Origin of the sequence: Mycobacterium sp. ST-F2 (assembly GCF_001905655.1) — a bacterium.
Taxonomy (GTDB): Bacteria; Actinomycetota; Actinomycetes; order Mycobacteriales; family Mycobacteriaceae; genus Mycobacterium.
Genome location: NZ_JMHT01000036.1, coordinates 16,311 through 34,699, shown reverse-complemented (window position 1 = coordinate 34,699; position 18,389 = coordinate 16,311). Strand labels below are relative to the sequence as shown.

At 67.2% G+C, this 18,389-nt stretch carries 18 protein-coding genes and 1 tRNA gene; 7 read left to right on the top strand and 12 right to left on the bottom strand.

Annotated features, from left to right (window positions below):
* The first annotated feature begins 27 nt into the window (after positions 1-27).
* On the top strand, positions 28-777 hold the full coding sequence (locus tag EB75_RS14665; RefSeq protein ID WP_073696129.1) for an SDR family oxidoreductase: 750 nt from the start codon (positions 28-30) through the stop codon (positions 775-777).
* Positions 778-787: 10 nt separating this feature from the next.
* On the opposite strand, the gene EB75_RS14660 is transcribed toward EB75_RS14665, so the two are convergent.
* The 8 genes from EB75_RS14660 to aceE form a co-directional block, all read right to left on the bottom strand.
* Positions 788-1,435, bottom strand: a complete 648-nt coding sequence (locus EB75_RS14660) for a dihydrofolate reductase family protein (RefSeq protein WP_073696107.1) — start codon at positions 1,433-1,435, stop codon at positions 788-790.
* A gap of 97 nt (positions 1,436-1,532) precedes the next feature.
* On the bottom strand, positions 1,533-2,960 hold the full coding sequence (locus EB75_RS14655; RefSeq protein WP_073696106.1) for an acyl-CoA carboxylase subunit beta: 1,428 nt from the start codon (positions 2,958-2,960) through the stop codon (positions 1,533-1,535).
* Between the two features lie 33 nt (positions 2,961-2,993).
* Positions 2,994-4,262 carry a 3-oxoacyl-ACP synthase KasB gene (gene kasB, locus EB75_RS14650; protein ID WP_073696105.1) on the bottom strand — a complete coding sequence of 423 codons (1,269 nt, stop codon included), beginning with the start codon at positions 4,260-4,262 and terminating at the stop codon, positions 2,994-2,996.
* A 23-nt stretch (positions 4,263-4,285) separates the two neighbouring features.
* On the bottom strand, positions 4,286-5,536 hold the full coding sequence (gene kasA, locus EB75_RS14645) for a 3-oxoacyl-ACP synthase KasA (protein WP_073696104.1): 1,251 nt from the start codon (positions 5,534-5,536) through the stop codon (positions 4,286-4,288).
* Positions 5,533-5,826: a meromycolate extension acyl carrier protein AcpM gene (gene acpM / locus EB75_RS14640; RefSeq protein ID WP_073696103.1), complete on the bottom strand. Its 294-nt coding sequence runs from the start codon at positions 5,824-5,826 to the stop codon at positions 5,533-5,535. The genes kasA and acpM overlap by 4 nt, the downstream gene beginning before the upstream one ends.
* Positions 5,827-5,902: 76 nt before the next feature.
* The gene (locus EB75_RS14635) at positions 5,903-6,823 is read right to left on the bottom strand and encodes an ACP S-malonyltransferase (RefSeq protein WP_174557674.1); all 921 of its coding nucleotides are present in this window, start codon (positions 6,821-6,823) and stop codon (positions 5,903-5,905) included.
* Between the two features lie 198 nt (positions 6,824-7,021).
* Positions 7,022-8,263 carry a PucR family transcriptional regulator gene (locus EB75_RS14630; protein ID WP_073696101.1) on the bottom strand — a complete coding sequence of 414 codons (1,242 nt, stop codon included), beginning with the start codon at positions 8,261-8,263 and terminating at the stop codon, positions 7,022-7,024.
* 110 nt (positions 8,264-8,373) lie between these two features.
* Positions 8,374-11,169 carry a pyruvate dehydrogenase (acetyl-transferring), homodimeric type gene (aceE, locus tag EB75_RS14625; RefSeq protein WP_073696100.1) on the bottom strand — a complete coding sequence of 932 codons (2,796 nt, stop codon included), beginning with the start codon at positions 11,167-11,169 and terminating at the stop codon, positions 8,374-8,376.
* Between the two features lie 149 nt (positions 11,170-11,318).
* Between aceE and EB75_RS29305 the strand changes: the two genes are divergently transcribed.
* From EB75_RS29305 to EB75_RS14600, 5 genes are all read left to right on the top strand, one after another.
* Positions 11,319-11,861: an Rv2240c family protein gene (locus EB75_RS29305; RefSeq protein ID WP_073696099.1), complete on the top strand. Its 543-nt coding sequence runs from the start codon at positions 11,319-11,321 to the stop codon at positions 11,859-11,861.
* 109 nt (positions 11,862-11,970) lie between these two features.
* The gene (locus tag EB75_RS14615) at positions 11,971-12,393 is read left to right on the top strand and encodes a DUF3052 domain-containing protein (RefSeq protein ID WP_064979978.1); all 423 of its coding nucleotides are present in this window, start codon (positions 11,971-11,973) and stop codon (positions 12,391-12,393) included.
* Positions 12,394-12,490: 97 nt separating this feature from the next.
* Entirely contained in the window at positions 12,491-12,946 is a 456-nt protein-coding gene (locus tag EB75_RS14610) for a peroxiredoxin (protein ID WP_073696098.1), read from the top strand.
* 41 nt (positions 12,947-12,987) lie between these two features.
* A tRNA-Val gene (locus EB75_RS14605) sits at positions 12,988-13,062 on the top strand.
* Between the two features lie 83 nt (positions 13,063-13,145).
* The gene (locus tag EB75_RS14600) at positions 13,146-13,967 is read left to right on the top strand and encodes a maleylpyruvate isomerase N-terminal domain-containing protein (RefSeq protein WP_286150198.1); all 822 of its coding nucleotides are present in this window, start codon (positions 13,146-13,148) and stop codon (positions 13,965-13,967) included.
* 10 nt (positions 13,968-13,977) lie between these two features.
* On the opposite strand, the gene EB75_RS14595 is transcribed toward EB75_RS14600, so the two are convergent.
* The 4 genes from EB75_RS14595 to EB75_RS14580 form a co-directional block, all read right to left on the bottom strand.
* A complete protein-coding gene (locus tag EB75_RS14595; protein WP_073696097.1) occupies positions 13,978-14,988 on the bottom strand; it encodes a hypothetical protein in 1,011 nt (336 codons plus the stop codon).
* A gap of 96 nt (positions 14,989-15,084) precedes the next feature.
* Complete coding sequence (locus EB75_RS14590; protein ID WP_073696096.1) at positions 15,085-16,287, bottom strand: beta-propeller fold lactonase family protein; 1,203 nt, start codon at positions 16,285-16,287, stop codon at positions 15,085-15,087.
* Positions 16,288-16,305: 18 nt separating this feature from the next.
* The gene (locus tag EB75_RS14585) at positions 16,306-16,539 is read right to left on the bottom strand and encodes a hypothetical protein (RefSeq protein ID WP_073696095.1); all 234 of its coding nucleotides are present in this window, start codon (positions 16,537-16,539) and stop codon (positions 16,306-16,308) included.
* A 46-nt stretch (positions 16,540-16,585) separates the two neighbouring features.
* Positions 16,586-16,861 (bottom strand): DUF4242 domain-containing protein, encoded by a 276-nt coding sequence (locus tag EB75_RS14580; protein ID WP_073696094.1) that lies wholly within the window; start codon positions 16,859-16,861, stop codon positions 16,586-16,588.
* A gap of 397 nt (positions 16,862-17,258) precedes the next feature.
* Between EB75_RS14580 and EB75_RS29975 the strand changes: the two genes are divergently transcribed.
* Entirely contained in the window at positions 17,259-18,371 is a 1,113-nt protein-coding gene (locus tag EB75_RS29975) for a PGRS repeat-containing protein (protein WP_168176044.1), read from the top strand.
* Positions 18,372-18,389 lie beyond the last annotated feature (18 nt).

Genomic DNA, 18,389 nt, shown 5'->3' with positions numbered 1-18,389 from the left:
TGGGCCGGCGTGGCTAGCGTGGGCCACATGAGCAATCTCGAAGGCAAGTCAGCAGTCGTCGCCGCCGGAGCCAAGAACCTCGGCGGTCTGATCAGCACCACGCTCGGCGCGCGCGGCGTCAACGTCGCGGTGCACTACAACAGCGCGGCCACTGAGGCAGACGCCGACCAGACCGTCGCCACCATCGAGTCCTCCGGTGCCAAGGCCATCAAGGTCCAGGGTGACCTCACCGTCCCGGGCAACGTCGAGAAGCTGTTCGACGCCGCGGTCGAAGCATTTGGCGGTGTCGATATCGCCATCAACACCGTCGGTAAAGTGCTGCGCAAGCCGATCGTGGAAACCACTGAGGCCGAATACGATTCGATGTTCGACATCAACTCGAAGGCGGCGTACTTCTTCCTGCAACAGGCCGGCCGTCGGCTGGGCGACGGTGGTTCGGTCATCACCATCGTGACGTCGCTGCTGGCCGCCTTCACCGACGGCTACAGCACCTACGCCGGCGCCAAGAGCCCCGTCGAGCACTTCACCCGCGCCGCGGCGAAAGAGTTTGCGGCGCGCGGCATCAACGTCAACAACGTCGGCCCGGGACCCATGGACACGCCGTTCTTCTACGGCCAGGAGACCCCGGAGCGGGTGGCGTTCCACAAGTCGCAGGCGATGGGCGGCCGGTTGACCCTCATCGAGGACATCGCCCCGCTGGTCGTGTTCCTCGCTGACGAGGGCCACTGGATCACCGGCCAGACCATCTTCGCCAACGGTGGCTACACCACGCGATAGGAGCGAAGGCTCAACGGCGCCAGAACAAGTGGTGGATGACGCCGCTGGGGCTGGGGACGACGTCGCAGTGGTAGCGGTCGAGCAGCTCGTCGGGCGACTCCCAGAGTCGTGAGCCCTCGCCGAGCGTCACGCTGGGGGATACCGCCACGTGCAGGGTGTCGATCAGGTCGGCATCGAGGAACTCCCGCACCGTCTGCGCCCCGCCGCCGATGCGAATGTCCTTGCCCTGCGCGGCTTCCCGGGTCAGGTCCAGGACTTCAGTCGGAGACCCGGAGACGAAGTGGAAGGTGGTGTCCGACAAGCTGAATGACGGCCGCGGGTGGTGCGTCATGACGAAAACCGGAGTGTGGAACGGCGGCTCGTCACCCCACCAGCCCTGCCAGTCGAGCCGGGCCGGTCCGCGGTAGGGACTGAACTTGTTGGCACCCATGATCTCTGCGCCGATGTTGTTGGAGAAATCGCGCACCAGGTAGTCGTCGAGACCGCGGCTACCGCCGGCATCGGTGCGGGTAGGCCAGCTGGCGGTGGCACCGGCCCACGAACCGATCAGGACCCCCGGGTCGGCGTGGCCGAAGGGGCGTTCGAAACTCTGGCCCGTCCCCGCACCGAAGCCGTCGGCCGACACACAGAAGTTCTGCACTTTCACCAGTTGCGTCATGGACGTGTTGACCTCCGAGGTTGACGAAACTCATCGCGATAAGACAAAACTGCCCCTCGTCCACAGGAGAGGGGCAGTTTTGCGATTCTTCGCGTGATTACAGCGCGATGTTCTTGTGGCGACCGCGGCGGGCCGGGGCCTCGGCGAGGGCCTGGGTGATCTTCGACCGGGTGTGGGCCGGGTCGATCTTCTCGTCGACCACGCCGATCTCGATGGCCGAGTCGACGCCACCGGCGATCCGCTCGTGCTCGAGGGCCAGTTCTTCGTGCAGGGCCTCGCGCTCGGCAGCGTCCTCGACGGCGGCCAGCTTGCGCTTGTGCAGGATGCCGACGGCAGCCTTGGCGCCCATGACGGCGACCTCGGCGTCCGGCCAGGCGAACACCTTCGACGCACCGAGCGACCGCGAGTTCATCGCGATGTAGGCGCCGCCGTAGATCTTGCGGGTCACCAGGGTGACGCGGGGGACCTCGGCCTCACCGAAAGCGTGCAGCAGCTTGGCGCCACGACGCACCACGCCGCCCCACTCCTGGTCGACACCGGGCAGGTAGCCGGGCACGTCGACCAGCACGATCAGCGGGATGCCGAAGGCGTCGCACAGGCGCACGAAACGTGCGGCCTTCTCGGCGCTTTCGGAATTCAGGCAGCCGCCCAGACGCAGCGGGTTGTTGGCGATGACGCCGACGGAACGGCCGGCGAGGCGGCCCAGGCCGACCACGATGGACGGTGCCCACTTGGACTGGAACTCTTCGAACGGCACGCCCTCGTCGAGCAGAGCCTCGACGATCGGGTGCACGTCGTAGGCACGACGCGCCGACTCGGGCATGAGGGCGCGGATGTCGGTATCGCCGGCCTCGGCCTTGGTGCGGTCGAAGTGACCCTGCTGGCTGAACAGCCCGACCAGGCGCTGGCCGCGCGCGTAGCAGTCGAGTTCGTCGTCGGCGACGATGTGGCACACACCCGACTTCTTGTGGTGGGTGTCGGGCCCGCCGAGCGAGATCATGTCGACGTCCTCACCGGTGACGCTGCGGACGACGTCCGGGCCGGTGACGAACACGCGGCCCTCGGGGGCCATGACGATGACGTCGGTCAGTGCCGGGCCGTAGGCGGCACCACCAGCGGCGAAGCCGACGACCAGCGAAATCTGGGGGATGTAGCCCGAGGCCCGGATCATCGCCTCGAAGACCTGCCCGACGGCGTGCAGCGCGCGCACACCCTCGGCGAGGCGAGCACCACCGGAGTGCCAGATGCCCACGATGGGGGCCTGCTCGTCGATGGCGGTGTCGTAGGCGCGGACGATGTGCGCGCAGCCGTCGACGCCCATGGCGCCACCCATGACGGTGCCGTCAGTGGCGAACGCGATGGTGTGTACGCCGTTGACGGTGCCGGAGGCCGCGAGGACACCCGACTTGTCACGCTCGTGCAGCGGCCTGACGCTGCCCGGGTCGAAGAAGGTCGCGAGCCGCAACAGAGGGTCGCGAGGATCAAGTGATTCGGCGGCCGTCGCCTCAGGTGCCAGGGTCGTCATTTTCTATCTCCTTGATCTCGCGGGCTCGCGTGGTTAATACCGGCCGAAGGCGAGCGCGACGTTGTGCCCGCCGAACCCGAACGAATTGTTGATTGCGTACTTGTAGTCGCCCTGCCGCGGAGCCTTGGAGACCACGTCCAGATCGATCTCCGGATCCAGGTTCTCCAGGTTCAGTGTGGGCGGAACTACGCCGTCGCGCAGCGCGAACACGGTGAGGATGGACTCCACCGCGCCGACTGCCCCCACCGAGTGGCCCAGGGCCGACTTCGGGGCGTACACCGCGGGCCGGTGGCCCTTCATGGCGTTGTTGATGGCCACGCCCTCGGCGACGTCACCGACGCTGGTGCCGGTGGCGTGTGCGTTGACGTGGTCGATGTCAGAGGGCACAAGGCCCGCCAGTTCGATGGCCCGGGACATGGCGTAGCCGGCCTGTTCACCGTTGGGGTCCGGAGCGACGATGTGGTAGCCGTCCGAGGTCACGCTGGCACCCATCAGGCGGGCCAGGATGTTGGCGCCGCGGGCCTTGGCATGCTCCTCGGTTTCGAGCACCAGCATGGCGCCGCCCTCGCCGAACACGAAGCCGTTGCGGTCGCGGTCGAACGGGCGGCAGGCACCGGCCGGGTTGTCATTGGTGTTGGACAGCACGATGCGCATCTGGGCGAACCCGGCGATCGGCACTGCCTCGATCTTGGTTTCGACACCGCCACAGATGGCGATGTCGGCCTCGCCCAGCACCAGCTGGCGCCAGGCGTTGGCGATGGCTTCCGAACCGGACGCGCAGGCCGAGATCAGGGTGCTCACCCCGGCCTTGGCCTTGCGTTCCAGCCCGACAGCGGCCGCCGCCCCGTTGGGCATGTACATCTGCACGACCAGCGGCGACACCGCTCGCAGGCCGCGTTCGCGCATGCCGTCGTAGGCGAAGACCAGTTCCTCAGCAGAGCCGAGGCCGGTGCCGATCGACACCATCAGTCGCCGGGGGTCAACGTCCGGCGAGCCTGCGTTTTCCCAGACTCGCCGGCCGATGACCGTCGACATTTTCTGCAGGTATGACAGCCGACGCAGTTCGACCCGCGTCAGTTCACTATCGAAATCCTCGTGCAGGTGCCCGCCGATACGGACGGGGAGGTCGTACTTCTCGATGAAATCGTCTTCGAGAAGGCGAATCCCGCTCTGCCCGTCAAGGAGCTTCTGCCACGTGGTTTCAGCATCGGTTGCCAGGGCGGTCGACATGGCGACGCCAGTGACGACCACATTGGGGAGACCATTCCCCGTTGACAACCTGTTAGCGGTTACCCCTGCCATTACTGCTCCAATGTCCCTTCGACTTAATAACGCCCAAAGGCCAGGGCGACATTGTGTCCACCGAAACCGAACGAGTTGTTGATGGCGTACTTGTAGTCGCCATAACGAGGCTCGCCCGCAACCACATCGAGATCGATGTCGGGATCCGGCGTTTCGTAATTCAGCGTCGGCGGGATGACGCCGTCGCGCAACGCGAGCACCGTCAGCACCGACTCGAGCGCACCGACCGCACCGATGGAGTGGCCGAGAGCCGACTTCGGTGCGTAGACCGCGGCGTTCTGACATCCGGCAACGCGGATGGCATTGGCCTCGGCGGTGTCACCGATCGGGGTGGCCGTGCCGTGGGCATTGATGTGGTCAATGTCCTTGGCGTCCAGGCCGGCGGTCTCCAGTGCACGCTTCATTGCGGCACCGGCGCGTACGCCGCCGTCTGCCGGGGCCACCATGTGGAACGCGTCCGAGGTGATACCGGCACCCATCAGCCGGGCCAGCGGCTTGGCGCCACGGGCCAGGGCGTGCTCTTCGGTCTCGATGATCATCATCGCGCCGGCCTCGCCGAACACGAAGCCGTCGCGATCCTTGTCGAACGGCCGCGACGCAGCCGCGGGATCGTCGTTACGGGTCGACATGGCGCGCATCATCGAGAACGCCGCGATGGGCAGCGCCTCGATGGCACCTTCGACGCCGCCGACGACGGCGAAGTCCGCGTCGCCCATGACGACCTGACGCCAGCCGTGGGCGATGGCCTCAGAACCCGACGAACACGCCGACACCGGGGTGATGACACCGGCGCGGGCGCCGAGCTCGAGACCGGCGACAGCAGCCGCACCGTTGGGCATGATCATCTGAACGGCGAGCGGGCTGACCTTGCGGATGCCGCCCTCGTTCATGGCGTCGTAGGTTTCGACGATCTTCTCGCCGCCACCCAGACCGGTGCCGATCACGACGGCGAAACGATCGGGATCGACCTCGGGCGCACCCGCGTTCTTCCACAACCGTCGCGCCAGCACGAGCGACATGCGCTGCACGTAGGAGTTGCGACGCAGCTCGACGCGGGTCAGCTGGCTTTCCAGGTCATCGACCAGGTGGCCACCGATACGCACCGGAAGGTCCCACTTCTCGACCCAGTCGTCCTCGAGAGTGCGGATGCCGCTCTCTCCTGCCAGGAGGCCCTTCCACGTGCTCTCGATGTCAGCAGCGAGCGCCGTGGTTGCCTCCACGGCGGTCACCACTACGTTCGGGAAGCCGCCGTTAGCAGTGGAAGGCCTGGTCACTTGCTGAACTTATCACGCAGCGCGGCAGCAGCCTCGGGGTTCTCTTCCTCGAGCTTCTGGATGTAGGCGACGACGTCACCAACGGTGCGCAGGCCGGCCAGGTCCTCGTCCGGGATCTTCACGCCGTACTTGTCCTCGGTCTGAACCGCGATCTCGACCATCGACAGCGAGTCGATGTCCAGGTCGTCGACGAAGGACTTCTCGGGGGTGACCTCAGAGGGCTCGATGCCGGTGACCTCTTCGATGATCTCGGCGAGGCCGGCGATGATTTCTTCCTGGTTGGCAGCCACGATGGCTCCTTCTTTTTGTTGTGTCGGCACACCGGAGTTGATGTGCCGGGGTTGGTTGTTGCGGCAAACAGCCCTGTCAGAACTCGGCGAGTCCGTCCAGGTCTGCAGGAGTCTTGATGGCGAAGGTCGGCACACCCTTGACCTCGCGCTTGGCGATACCGGTGAGGGTGCCGGCCGGCGGGAATTCGATGATGCCGGTCACTTCCTGACCGTCGAACCGCTCGCGGAGGGTGGCCGAGCACAGGTCCCAGCGCACCGGGCGGGTCATCTGGGCGACCAGCTTGGCCATGGCGTCCGCGGCGTCGGCGACCGGCTGGCCGTCGGCGTTGGACAGCAGCGTGGTGGTCGGCTCGCTCGGGGTCACGGTCGCCGCGGCAGCCGCGTACGGCTCCTGCGCCGAGCCCATGAAGTGCGTGTGGAAGGCGCCGGCGGTGGCCAGCACCCGGACCCGGGCCTTGGCCGGGGGATCCTCGGCCAGCTTCTCAAGGGCCGAGACGGCACCGGCGGCGACGATCTGGCCCGCTGCGTTGCGGTTGGCCGGGACCAGTTCCAGAGCTTCGAGACGGGCCAGGACCTCGGCCTCGTCGCCACCGAGCACGGCGGCCATACCGGTGGGTTCCAGCGCACAAGCCTTGGCCATCTCGGCGCCGCGGGTGGCGGCCAGCTTGATGGCCTCGTCGGCGGAGATGACGCCGGCGATGGCGTAGGCGGCGATCTCACCGACGGAGTGGCCGGCGACGATCGTGGTGGCGCCGGCCAACAGGCCGCGCTTGGTCAGCTCTTCGTGTGCCAGCAGCGTGGCCGCGACGACCAGGGGCTGGGTCACCGCGGTGTCGGTGATCTCCTCGGCGGTCGCCGTGGTCCCCAGTTGGGCCAGATCGAGGCCGCTGATCTGCGACCAGGTGGCCAGACGGTCAGCGGCGCCGGGCAGCTCCAACCAAGGGGTGAGCATGCCGGGCGTCTGAGATCCCTGCCCGGGGGCAAGCAGCGCAAGCACAGGTGTTTGGGGCACGGATTAAGAAAACACTGTGAAGCGGGTTTTATGCCGTGTAAGAGATTATGAACCTCGTCTTAAGTTTTTGTGGAATGTCTACAAAAACGCACGTTATGCAACGTTGGCGAGACCTCGCTGCGACATGGATCACCCTACCGAGTCGCTAGTTACTGCTGGGTAGGCCAGGTTCGGGTGTCCTGATCAGGCAATTTGAGGATTGGATTGGGGCGCCTGACGGCTCAATCGGCCCACTGTCGAGGCCACACGGAGCACATACGCATCCCTGGGCACCATCGGATCGCGGCCGGTGAAGTCCGCGATGCGGCGCAGTCGGTACCGCACGGTGTTTGGATGAACGAACAATTTGCGGGCGCATGCTTCTATGGCGCCGCCCGAATCGAGGTAGGCGTCGAGCGTCTCGGACAGTGCCGGACCTGCGTCAGCGAGCGGTCGGACCACCTCCATCTCCAGGGCGGCGATGGCCGAACGATCGCCGAGGAGCGCACGTTCGGGCAGCAGTTCGCGGGCCGGCACCGGTCGCGGCGCGCCCGTCCAGCCCGTCACGGCGTTCATCCCGGCAATGGCTTCGGTGGCGCTGTAGTGGGCGGCCGCGAGCGTCGCGGCGGTCGGTCCGATCACCACCGGGGCATCGGCGAACACCGCCATCAACTCGCCCAGGAATCGGTCGGTGGGGGCGATGGGGCCCGACACGATGGCCACCAGCCAGGTGCCGTGCACGTCGGACAGTGCAACGCGGCCGTGGCGGGTGGCGACGTCGTGCACGTCCCCGCTGGCCAGGTCGGCGCGGTCGGGTTGCGGGTACCCCACGACGACGGTGGCGGGGGCCGTCGCGTCCCAGTTCAGCGCCGCGGCCTGCGACTGCAGGCTGGTGCCGACGTCGCCGCGTACGACGGCGTCGACGACGTTGGCTTCCATCCGGGTATCCCAGGCGCCGCGGGCCTCGGCCTGGTCGGCATAGGCGCTGGCGGCCGCGAAGGCCAGGTCGCGGCTGTACCGCAGGATGCCGGCGGTCAGGGCGGTCAGCTGCTCTTCGGTGCGGGCCAGGAGCGGCACGACTTCCTCGAAGAACTCCATGGTCGTCCGCACCATCTCCACGGACTGGCGCAACGCGATCCGGCGTCGCAGGTCCTGGGGCACCACTTCGAAGGCCTCTGCGGTGTAGCTGACGTCGCTGTTCGGGTCCCGCATCCACTCGACGAAGTTGACCACGGCCGTCTGTACCACGAGGTGGACGCTCGCCCGCTGGGACGCTTCGAGGTCGGCGAAGAATGGCAGCCGCTCTTCCAGGGCGTGCACGGCTTGGGTCGCCAACGTGCCGGAGTACTGCTTCAGACGGCGCAGCACCGTCTCCGGAACGTTCTCCAGCACCTCGAGGGTGGACTTGGGCGGGACGAACCGATTACCGGCCGTGTTGTTGGGCACTACTAAAAGCTACGCCTGATTTCTGGAGATTTCTGCCAACTGGCGATGCCGAGATGGCGCTTTCCGTCAGAAGAGCGTCATCTCGGCATCGCGTGTCGCTGCAGGCTTTGCTACGCGCTGCCGGTGTCCGCGTACGAGACCTCGGCCGCGGAGACGTCGTCGATCCGGTACTGCTTGGCGGCCGTGACGGCCACCGACGGGTCGATCTCGCCGTCGCGGGCCAGGGCCTCCAGCACTGCCACCACGACCGACTCGGCATCGGTGTTGAAGTAGCGACGCGCCGCCGGGCGGGTGTCGGAGAAGCCGAACCCGTCGGTGCCGAGCGTGACGTACGTGTTGGGCACCCACGGACGGATCTGCTCGGGGACCGCGCGCATCCAGTCCGACACCGCGACCACGGGGCCCGCGGTGTTCGCGAGCTTGGCGGTCACGTACGGCACGCCGGCCTGCTGGTCCGGGTGCCGCAGCGCCTCTCGGTCGATGGCCACACCGTCGCGGTTCAGCTCGCCCCAGCTGGTCACCGACCACACGTCGGCGGCCACGTCCCAGTCGGCGGCCAGCATGTCGGCTGCCCGCAGCGCATCGGGCATCGAGACGCCCGACGCCAGGATCTGCGCCGTGCTGGAGCGCTTCTCCGTCGCGGCGCGGAAGCGGTACATACCGCGCAGCACGCCTTCGGGGTCGAAGTTCTCGGGCTCGGCCGGCTGCTGGTACGGCTCGTTGTAGATGGTGATGTAGAAGTAGACGTTCTCCGAGTTCTCGCCGTACATGCGCTCGAGGCCGTTCTCGATGATGTACGCGATCTCGTAGGCGAACGCCGGGTCGTACGCCACCACCGCGGGGTTGGTCGAGGCCAGCAGCAGCGAGTGTCCGTCCGCGTGCTGCAGGCCCTCGCCGGTGAGCGTGGTGCGCCCGGCCGTGGCGCCGAGGACGAAGCCGCGGCCCATCTGGTCGGCGGCCGCCCAGAATCCGTCGCCGGTGCGCTGGAACCCGAACATCGAATAGAAGATGTAGATCGGGATCATTGGCAGGTCGTGCGTCGAGTACGACGTCGACACCGCGGTGAACGACGCCGTCGACCCGGCTTCGTTGATGCCCTCGTGCAGGATCTGGCCGACTTCGGATTCCTTGTACGCCAACATCAGATCGGCGTCCACGGCGGTGTAGAGCTGACCGTTGCGGTTGTAGATCTTGAGGCTCGGGAACCACGAGTCCATGCCGAACGTGCGGGCCTCGTCGGGGATGATCGGCACGATGCGCGGCCCGATGTTCTTGTCCCGCAACAGTTCTTTGAAGGTACGCACCGTCGCCATGGTGGTCGCGACGGCCTGGTTGCCCGAGCCCTTCTTCAGCGACTTGTAGACGTCGCGGCCCGGCAGCGTCAGCGGCTTGGACTTGGTGCGCCGCTCCGGCAGGAAGCCGCCCAGCGCCCGGCGCCGGTCGAGCATGTACCGGATTTCCGGCGACTCGGAGCCCGGGTGGTAGTACGGCGGCAGGTACGGGTTCTCTTCGAGCTGGGCGTCCGTGATGGGCACCCGCGTCGCGTCGCGGAACTTCTTGAGGTCGTCGAGCGCCAGCTTCTTCATCTGGTGCGTCGCGTTGCGGCCCTCGAAGTGGCTGCCCAGCGTGTAGCCCTTGATGGTCTTGGCCAGGATGACCGTCGGCTGGCCCTTGTGGTCCAGGGCCGAGCGGTAGGCGGCGTACAGCTTGCGGTAGTCGTGGCCGCCGCGCTTGAGGTTCCAGATCTCCTGGTCGGTCATCGGGTCGACCAGGGCCTTGGTGCGCGGGTCGCGGCCGAAGAAGTGGTCGCGGACGTACGCGCCGTCGTTGGCCTTGTAGGTCTGGTAGTCACCGTCGGGGGTGACGTTCATCAGGTTCACCAGCGCGCCGTCCTTGTCGGCGTGCAGCAGGGCGTCCCATTCGCGGCCCCAGACCACCTTGATGACGTTCCAGCCGGCGCCGCGGAAGAACGACTCCAGCTCCTGGATGATCTTGCCGTTACCGCGGACCGGGCCGTCCAGACGCTGCAGGTTGCAGTTGACGACGAACGTCAGGTTGTCGAGCGCCTCGTTGGCGGCGACCTGGATCAGGCCGCGGCTCTCGGGCTCGTCCATCTCGCCGTCGCCGAGGAAGGCCCACACATGCTGATCGCTGGTGTCCTTGAGGCCGCGGTCGTGCAGGTAGTGGTTGAAGCGCGCCTGGTAGATGGCGTTCATCGGGCCCAAACCCATTGACACCGTGGGGAATTCCCAGAAATCAGGCATCAGGCGGGGGTGCGGGTACGACGGCAGGCCACCGCCCAGCCCGGCATGCGAGCGTTCCTGACGGAAGCCGTCCAAGCGGTGTTCGTCGATCCGGCCCTCGAGGAAGGCGCGGGCGTAGATGCCGGGGGAGGCGTGGCCCTGAATGAAGATCTGGTCGCCGCCGCCGGGGTGGTTCTTGCCGCGGAAGAAGTGGTTGAAGCCGACCTCGTACAGCGACGCCGACGACGCGTACGTCGAAATGTGGCCGCCGACACCGACTCCCGGCCGCTGCGCGCGGTGCACCATGATCGCGGCGTTCCAGCGGATCCAGCGGCGGAAGCGGCGCTCGACCTCTTCGTCACCGGGGAACCAGGGCTCCAGATCGGTGGGGATGGTGTTGACGTAGTCGGTGGACGTCAGCGCGGGGATGGACACGCGCATCTCGCGTGAGCGCTCCAGCAGCCGAAGCATCAGGTAGCGGGCACGCGCGGGCCCCGACCGACCCAGCAGGTCGTCGAATGATTCCAGCCATTCGGCCGTCTCGTCCGGGTCGATGTCGGGTAGGTACGACGCGACGCCATCACGGATCACCCGGACCCGGTCGGGTTCGGCTGAGGTACTGGAGTTTTGAGCCAGGTCTTGGCGCACGAACTCAGTGGTCAACTGCCACTCCTTGGTATTCGATTTTGGGGATGCTTTTGGCACTGCCCATCGTCCCCCCATCGTTGCGCAGATTAGGCGTTGGGGTGGGCTACCGGCGAGTACGCGTTCGGATGCCTGTGATTGGCACATCTACCCTGTACGGTCAGCTGATGATGACCAGCGCGGCCAGTGCGTCGCGGCTTCGCGCAGCCGCTTTGGTGTCCGGGGGCGTGGCGGTGTCCGCCATGGTGATCGTCGGCTGCAGCAAGTCCGTCGAAGGCAGCTCTACAGTCGACCAGCCGGGGGCAGCGGCATTCCGCACCTCGGTGTCGCTCTCCGCCGCAGCCTCGGCCAGCTCCAGTTCGTCGAGCGCCTCGGTCGCGGCCACGCAGGCTGCCTGCCAGGTGTTCGTCGACACCGGCAAGCCGGCGATGCAAGCCGTCAACGCCTACGTCGACGCCGAGAACGCCGGCGGTACGGATGCCGCCAAGCTGCAGGCTGCCGTCGACGCGCTGCACCACGCCGCCGACGCGGTGACCAAAGCAGTGCCGACCGTGCAGTCGGCAGCCCTCAAAACGGCGCTCGGCGGCTGGGCGGCAGCGGCTCAGTCGCTGGCCACGGCGATCAGCACCAATGCGTCGACCTCTGATTTCAATGCGGCGGTCGACTCGTTCAACGAGGCCAAGTCGGCGACCGAGACCGCGTGCGAATAACGCCCGCACATCAAAGATGTGTCTTGCATCGAATGAATCGTCGCCGCGTGCGACTATGGGGTTCCACACACACACGGGCTGCAAACAGGCAGGTTAGAGGAGGACACCGGTGGCCGCGGCGGACGCGCCGAACTACGCCCAGAGACTGGGCATTCACAAAGATCAGATCGTCCAGGAGCTGGGCTGGGACGAGGACACCGACGACGACATCCGTGCTGACATCGAAGATGCCTGCGGCGGAGAGCTCCTCGACGAAGATTCCGACGAAGTCGTGGACGTCGTGCTGCTGTGGTGGCGTGACGATGACGGTGACCTGGTGGACCGCTTGATGGACGCCATCACCCCGCTGGCCGACGATGGCGTGATCTGGGTGGCCACCCCGAAGACCGGCAAGAATGGCCACGTCCAGCCGGCCGAGATCGCCGAGTCGGCGCCCACGGCCGGACTGGTGGTCACCTCGTCGGCCAACCTCGGGGACTGGATCGCCAGCCGCCTGGTGCAGCCCAAGTCGAAGGCCGCGGGCCGGCACTAGTGCGCTTGGGTCTGCTCCCGCAGGTTTCCTGCGCGCCGAGCCTGACTGGGTGTCTGAATTTCGGCCCGCATTTCGCCCTGTGGTCAGGCTCGCGACTGTGATCGCCGTCGGGTCCGTCGCGCCGGACTTCACTCTCAAGGACCAGCACGGTCGTGCCGTGACGCTGTCGGCGTTGCGGGGTCGGTCGGTGCTGCTGGTGTTCTTCCCGCTGGCGTTCACCCCGGTGTGTGCGGGGGAGCTCGGCGAGATTCAGGACAACCTGGCCCGGTATCGCAATGATTCGGTGGAGACGCTGACCATCTCGGTCGGCCCGCCGGCCACCCACAAGGTGTGGGCCCGAGAGTCGGGCTTCGAGTTCCCGATCTTGTCCGACTTCTGGCCACACGGCGCCGTGTCCCAGCTCTACGGGGTTTTCAACGCCCATGCCGGCTATCCGGACCGTGGGACCTTCCTGGTCGATCGGGACGGCGTGGTGCGGTTCGCCGAGTGCACGTCTCCTGGCGAGGCACGCGACCAGTCGGTCTGGGTTTCGGCGTTGAACGCGCTGGAGTGATTTTCCCTGACCCGCCATCGGCGTGTAGCGTGCCCGAGGCGGGGCGCGTAGCTCAGTGGTAGAGCTCTGGTTTTACACACCAGCGGTCGGCGGTTCGATACCGTCCGCGCCCACCAACATTTCTCCAGACGGCGACTTCCGCTCATAGCCCCGAAGAAGTTCTGCCCGCGAGCGCGCGTCGGGTGCGACGATCATCACCGTGTTCGGTATCGACCTGGCAGGTACACAGGACGCGTTGCGGGCTGCCGCGTGTCGCACCTCGGCGCTTGTCCGCACGGTGGCCGAGCCCGCCACCCCGGTTCCGAACCTCACCTGGACCGTGGCCGAGACCGCAGCTCACCTTGTCACCAGCCTGCGGCACTACACCGGCGTCGTTACCGGCGACGTCGACGTCCGTGACTACCTCGGGCTCGCCCCCGACGATGCGACCCCGGGCGAGCGCGGGGGGATCGCGAATGCTCGGCTGCTGCAGGAGTTCACCGAGCGGGATCTGGGACGTCTCGCGGATATGCTGGTCGTCGCCGCGGACGGATTCATCTCGGTCGGGGGTCAGCGGCCTCCCGATGAACCGATCCTGACGTTCAACGGTCTACCGATGACCGTTCCCATCATGACCAGCGCAATGCTGGGTGAACTGCTCATCCACGGTCTGGACATTGCCCGCGCCGTCGGGGCCGACTGGCCGATCTCGCGGGCCGACGCATTGCGGATCATCGCGGGCGTCATGGCGATGGTTCCCGACTACGTCGACCGGCAAAAGGCCGACGGCCTGCACGTCGCCTACGAGCTCCGCTTTCGCGGCGGTCCCAGCTATCGGATGACGATCGACGACGGAACTGCCGTCGTCGGCCCGGCTACCGGGCAGGCCGACTGCTGGATCTCCGCCGACCCCGTGGCGTACCTGTTGGTGGGCTACGGCCGGTGCGGCCAATGGCGTTCTATTCTGCGGGGGAAGATCGTGGCCGGAGGCCGCAAGCCCTGGCTCAGCCTCAAGTTCGGTGACCTTCTGACCAGCGCGTGAAGCGCCCTGATCAGGCCGCGGCCTGCGACGTCGACGGAGCCTTGTGGCCACGGGTCTTGTTGCCGGCCTTCGGCTTTGGCTTCTTCTCCGTCGTCTTCTTCTCGGTCTTGCCGCCGGTGTCCGAGGCCTTCGTGTCCTTGGTGGTGTCAGTCGGGTCGTCGGCGGCCGGAGTGGTCGCGGCGGGCTTGGCTGACGTGGGTTTCGTCGCAGGCTTGACCTTCGTCGCGACGATCTTGGGTATCGCGGTGGCGGCCACCCCAGCTGTCGGGGCGGGCGTCGTGGCGGCGAGCGGTGGCGGCGTGGTGGCGAGCGCATTGGCGATGGTCTGCTGCGCGAACACGATCCCGTTGACGACCTTGCCGGCGCCGGTGGTGAGGCCATGGGCAACGAGCTTGGCGCCGTCGACCACGGCGGTGACGAGATTGCCGATGTTGAGCGGCAGCAGGGCCGCCACGACGTTCTGGCCGGCGACGATGGCGGAGACCGCGACGTCGTTGAACCCGCCGACCAGGCCGGTGCCGAGACCGATGAGCGCCGCGGGGACGGCTTGTTGCAGCGCCAGGTCCACCGCGATCTGGCGCTGGTTGCGCTCGATGACGGAGACCAGAATCGGCCCGCCGATCACGGTCGCGGCACCGATCAGTCCCGCTTCGACCGTGCCGAGTGCGCCGACGAGGTCGCGGGCGAGTACCTGCTGCGTGACGGTGACGACGAGTCCCGGGATGGCGGCGACGGTCTGCCCGACGCCCTGGCCCGCTTTGGCGAGGCCGACGCCGATGGTCAGGGCATCGTCGACCTGATTGACCACCCACTGCCTGAAAGCGGGGAACTGGAAGATGTCGGCGACCGTGGCCGCGAGCTGGATATCGGGCACCTGCACGGTCGGTATCGCTGCCGGGTGCGCGGTCACTGCCGGGAGGGCGGTCAGCGCGGGTGGCGGCGGCGCGATGGCGATGACGCTCGCAGCCAGGAAAGCGGTCGCGGTAGCGGGGAGGGTCAAGCGGGCTGTGAGTGTGTGCATTGAGAAGCTCCTGACCGAGACTGTGGAACGCGAGCAAATTGACGGTAGCGACAAATTTGTCTCGATGCGGAGGTATCGCAAATGTTCTGGCCGCGGTCAGTGCTGCGGGCGATGCCCGTCGGGGTGAAATGTGCCGGGCGCCATTTTCGGGGCCTCGGGATCGGACGCCAGGATGCGGCGCAGGCGCTGGCCCAATTCGTGGTTCTGCACCGGCTTGCCGAGGTGAGGGGCGAGCGCGCGGGCAATGGCCTGCAGCGCGGGCTCACGGGGCGGGATCGGATAGAAGTGATCGCCGATGACCAACCAGCCGTTCCCGCCCGCGGCCGCGCCGCCGATGAGCTTGCCGACCAGATCGGGAAGGTCGACGCCCCCGGCGGGAACGTGCAATTGCGCGATCACCGACACCGTGTTGCCGAACCGGTTGGTGACGTAGATTCGCGAACCATCGGGCGAAACGGCAACGGCCCCTGCGTAATTACCGACATTGACGGTGTCGGTCACGGCCATGGTGGCGGTGTCGATCCGGCTCACATCGCCCGTCAACTGAGTGGTGTATACCGCGGAGCCGTCGGGTGCGACGGCGATGTCGGTGAGCTCCTGACCCAGCGGGAAGGTGATGGCGGTGGTGACCGCGCCGGTGCCGACATCGACCATGGTCACATTGCTGGTGGTCACCCCGAACTTGACCTCACCCAGCACATAGAGGCGACTGTTGTCGGGGCTGACGACGAATCCGCCGATCGGCCTATTGAACGCAAACGTTTTGACGACGCTGTGGCTGGTGGTGTCGACGGCCCAGATCAGGCCTCCGGTGTAGCCCGCAACGTAGAGCCGGGCGCCATCGGGGCTGACGGCCACGTAATACGCCCCGTCGACTTTGATGGTCCCGGTCACGGCGTCGGTGGCGGTGTCGATCAGCACGATTTTCGGGTCGGGATTGCCACTGCTGTCACCGCCCGACGCGAGGTAGATGGTGGAGCCATCGGGGTGGATTGCGACCTGGCCGGCCCACGCGGACGGAACCACGGCAACGACGGATTTGGCGTTGACGTCCATCACCGACATTCCGCCGAAGTTGTTGCAGTACAGGCGGGTGCCGTCCGGGTGCACGACCAGCTGCTGCGCGGCCTGCAATCCGGCACCGGGTCCGATCGCGTCGATCACGGCGTTGGAGGCCGTGGCGATCACAGAGACCGTCGGGCTATCGCTATTCCCGACGTAGAGGCGATCGCCGCCCGGGCTCGCCACCGCCGCCGTTGGGCCGCCACTCTCCGGGATCGTTGCGATGACTGCGAGCATGGCGAAAGCTCCTCGGGGCTAAAGGGATTCGATAACCCGGGTCGCAGTGGGCAGGTCGACTCCGGCCTCGTCGCGGTAAGCCTTGACGGCGGCGATCTTGTTGCCGGAAGCGAGCAGTTCGAGCACGCGGTTCGACACCTGGGTCTGCGCCATCGCCCGCACATCCGGCATGGGGATACCCGTCTGCTCGTAGAGATGTCGGACCAACTGTTCGAGCACGCCAAGCCGTTCGTAGACATCGTTTGTCGTCACGCCGCCAGTGTGGCACCTGTGCGCCGGCTGTGGGCCGAAAGCGCCATCAGCTGTCGGCGGACCCGGGGCCGAATTCGTTGGCCAGTACCGACACCTTGTCGGCGGGGAAGCCGCCCCGGCGCGCGTGCTCTCGGATCGCGTCCTCGCTCGGTGCCTCGTGGATGCAGTAGATCTTGTCACCCGCCACATAGCTGGTGATCCAGCGATAGGGCACGCCGAGGGTCGCCACGACGTCGTTGGACTTCGTGGCAATGTCGGCCAGTTCGGCCTCGGTGAGCTCGCTGGCGCCGGGGATTTCCCGCTCGATCAGGTAGCGCTTCATGGGTCTCTCCATTTCTGGGTGCGGTATCCGCGACGGCCGTCGCGGTGTCTCCAACCGTGCCTCCCGCCGATTGCCGTGACTTTGATGAATTCCTGAAATGTGCAGGTCAGATGCTGCGCACCGAGCCGTGTCCTGCCGTGCGGACCCGCCGGTGTTTCACAACTGCTTCAGCCGAGCGCAACTGTCGGGATCCATCGTCGAACCGTCCGATGGCTTCGTCGGGCAATGACCTTGATGAGGAACGGAGAAGACCGTGTTGGACTTGAAGACAATCGGGCGGGTTGGTCCGCTCGCGGTTGCTCTGGGCGTTGGAATCGCCGTGTTGCCAACGTCATTCGCGTCGATGGATGCGCCCTTGGTGGTCCGGGGCGGTGTGGCAACGGTTCACGCTCCGGAGGTGGCGCCGACCCCGATCGTCGGAGAGCGGACAGAACTGGTGGGGCCATCAGCAGAACCCGTTGTGGAACAGCATATTTCGGTTACAGCGGTAGCTGCCGCCGTTGCCGCCGATCCTGTTGGATTCGGCGTCCGGCCTGGCATCGAACCCCGGGCCCGGGTCGCCGGGGACACCGCGCTCGTATTCGGCCCCGCGGCACTGGCCCCGGTCGCAGCGACGCCTACGGGGCAACCGGCGTCGAGGGTTCTCGAACCCGCCCCGGTGGGTAATCCGTTCGGTGGCTTCGTCAGCATGCTCATCAGCAACGGCGACGAGCCCGGCGAGAACGGCGGACTGCTGATCGGCAACGGAGCCGACGGCGGCGTAGGGCAGAACGGCGGGCGGGGCGGACTGCTGTTCGGCAACGGCGGCAGGGGTGGCGACGGGACCGCAACGCAGGGTGCAGGCAACGGCGGCAACGCCGGGCTGTTCGGCAACGGGGGCGACGGCGGTGCCGGCGGGAACGCGACGTCGGGCGACGGGGGAATGGGCCGCGGAGGTGGGGTCGGCGGTAACGGCGGTTTGATCGCCGGCAACGGTGGCGACGGCGGCAAGGGTGGCAACGCCACCAACGGCGGGACAGCCGTGGGTGGCACGGGTGGGCGCGGCGGCAAGTCCGGGACGTTCCTCGGGACCGGCGGCCGCGGCGGTGCCGGCGGCAACGGCGCGAGCAGCCAAGGGCTGGGCGTGGGCGGCAGCGGTGGGCCTGGTGGTGACGGCGGATTCTCGGGAACCGGTGGCGCGGGCGGCGCCGGTGGCGGCGGAGCAGGTGTGAGCGGCAGCGGCGGCTACGCCGGTTCCGGCGCGAACTCGCGAGTCGGCAAGGGAGGCGCGGGCGGTACTGGCGGCGCGGCGTCGTCGACCTCGGGCGCGGCGAAAGCCGGCGGCGGGGGTCAGGGCGGGAACACCGGCCCGCTGGGCACGGGCGGTCGCGGCGGCGACGGCGGAAACGCGACCACGACCACCGGTACCGCCAAGGGCGGCGACGGTGGTGACGGTGGCAGCCCGCGAGGTACCGGCGGAACCGGTGGCCAGGGCAACAACGGCAACGGCAACAATGGCAGCAACGGGTAGGCGTGCACCGGTGGTGAT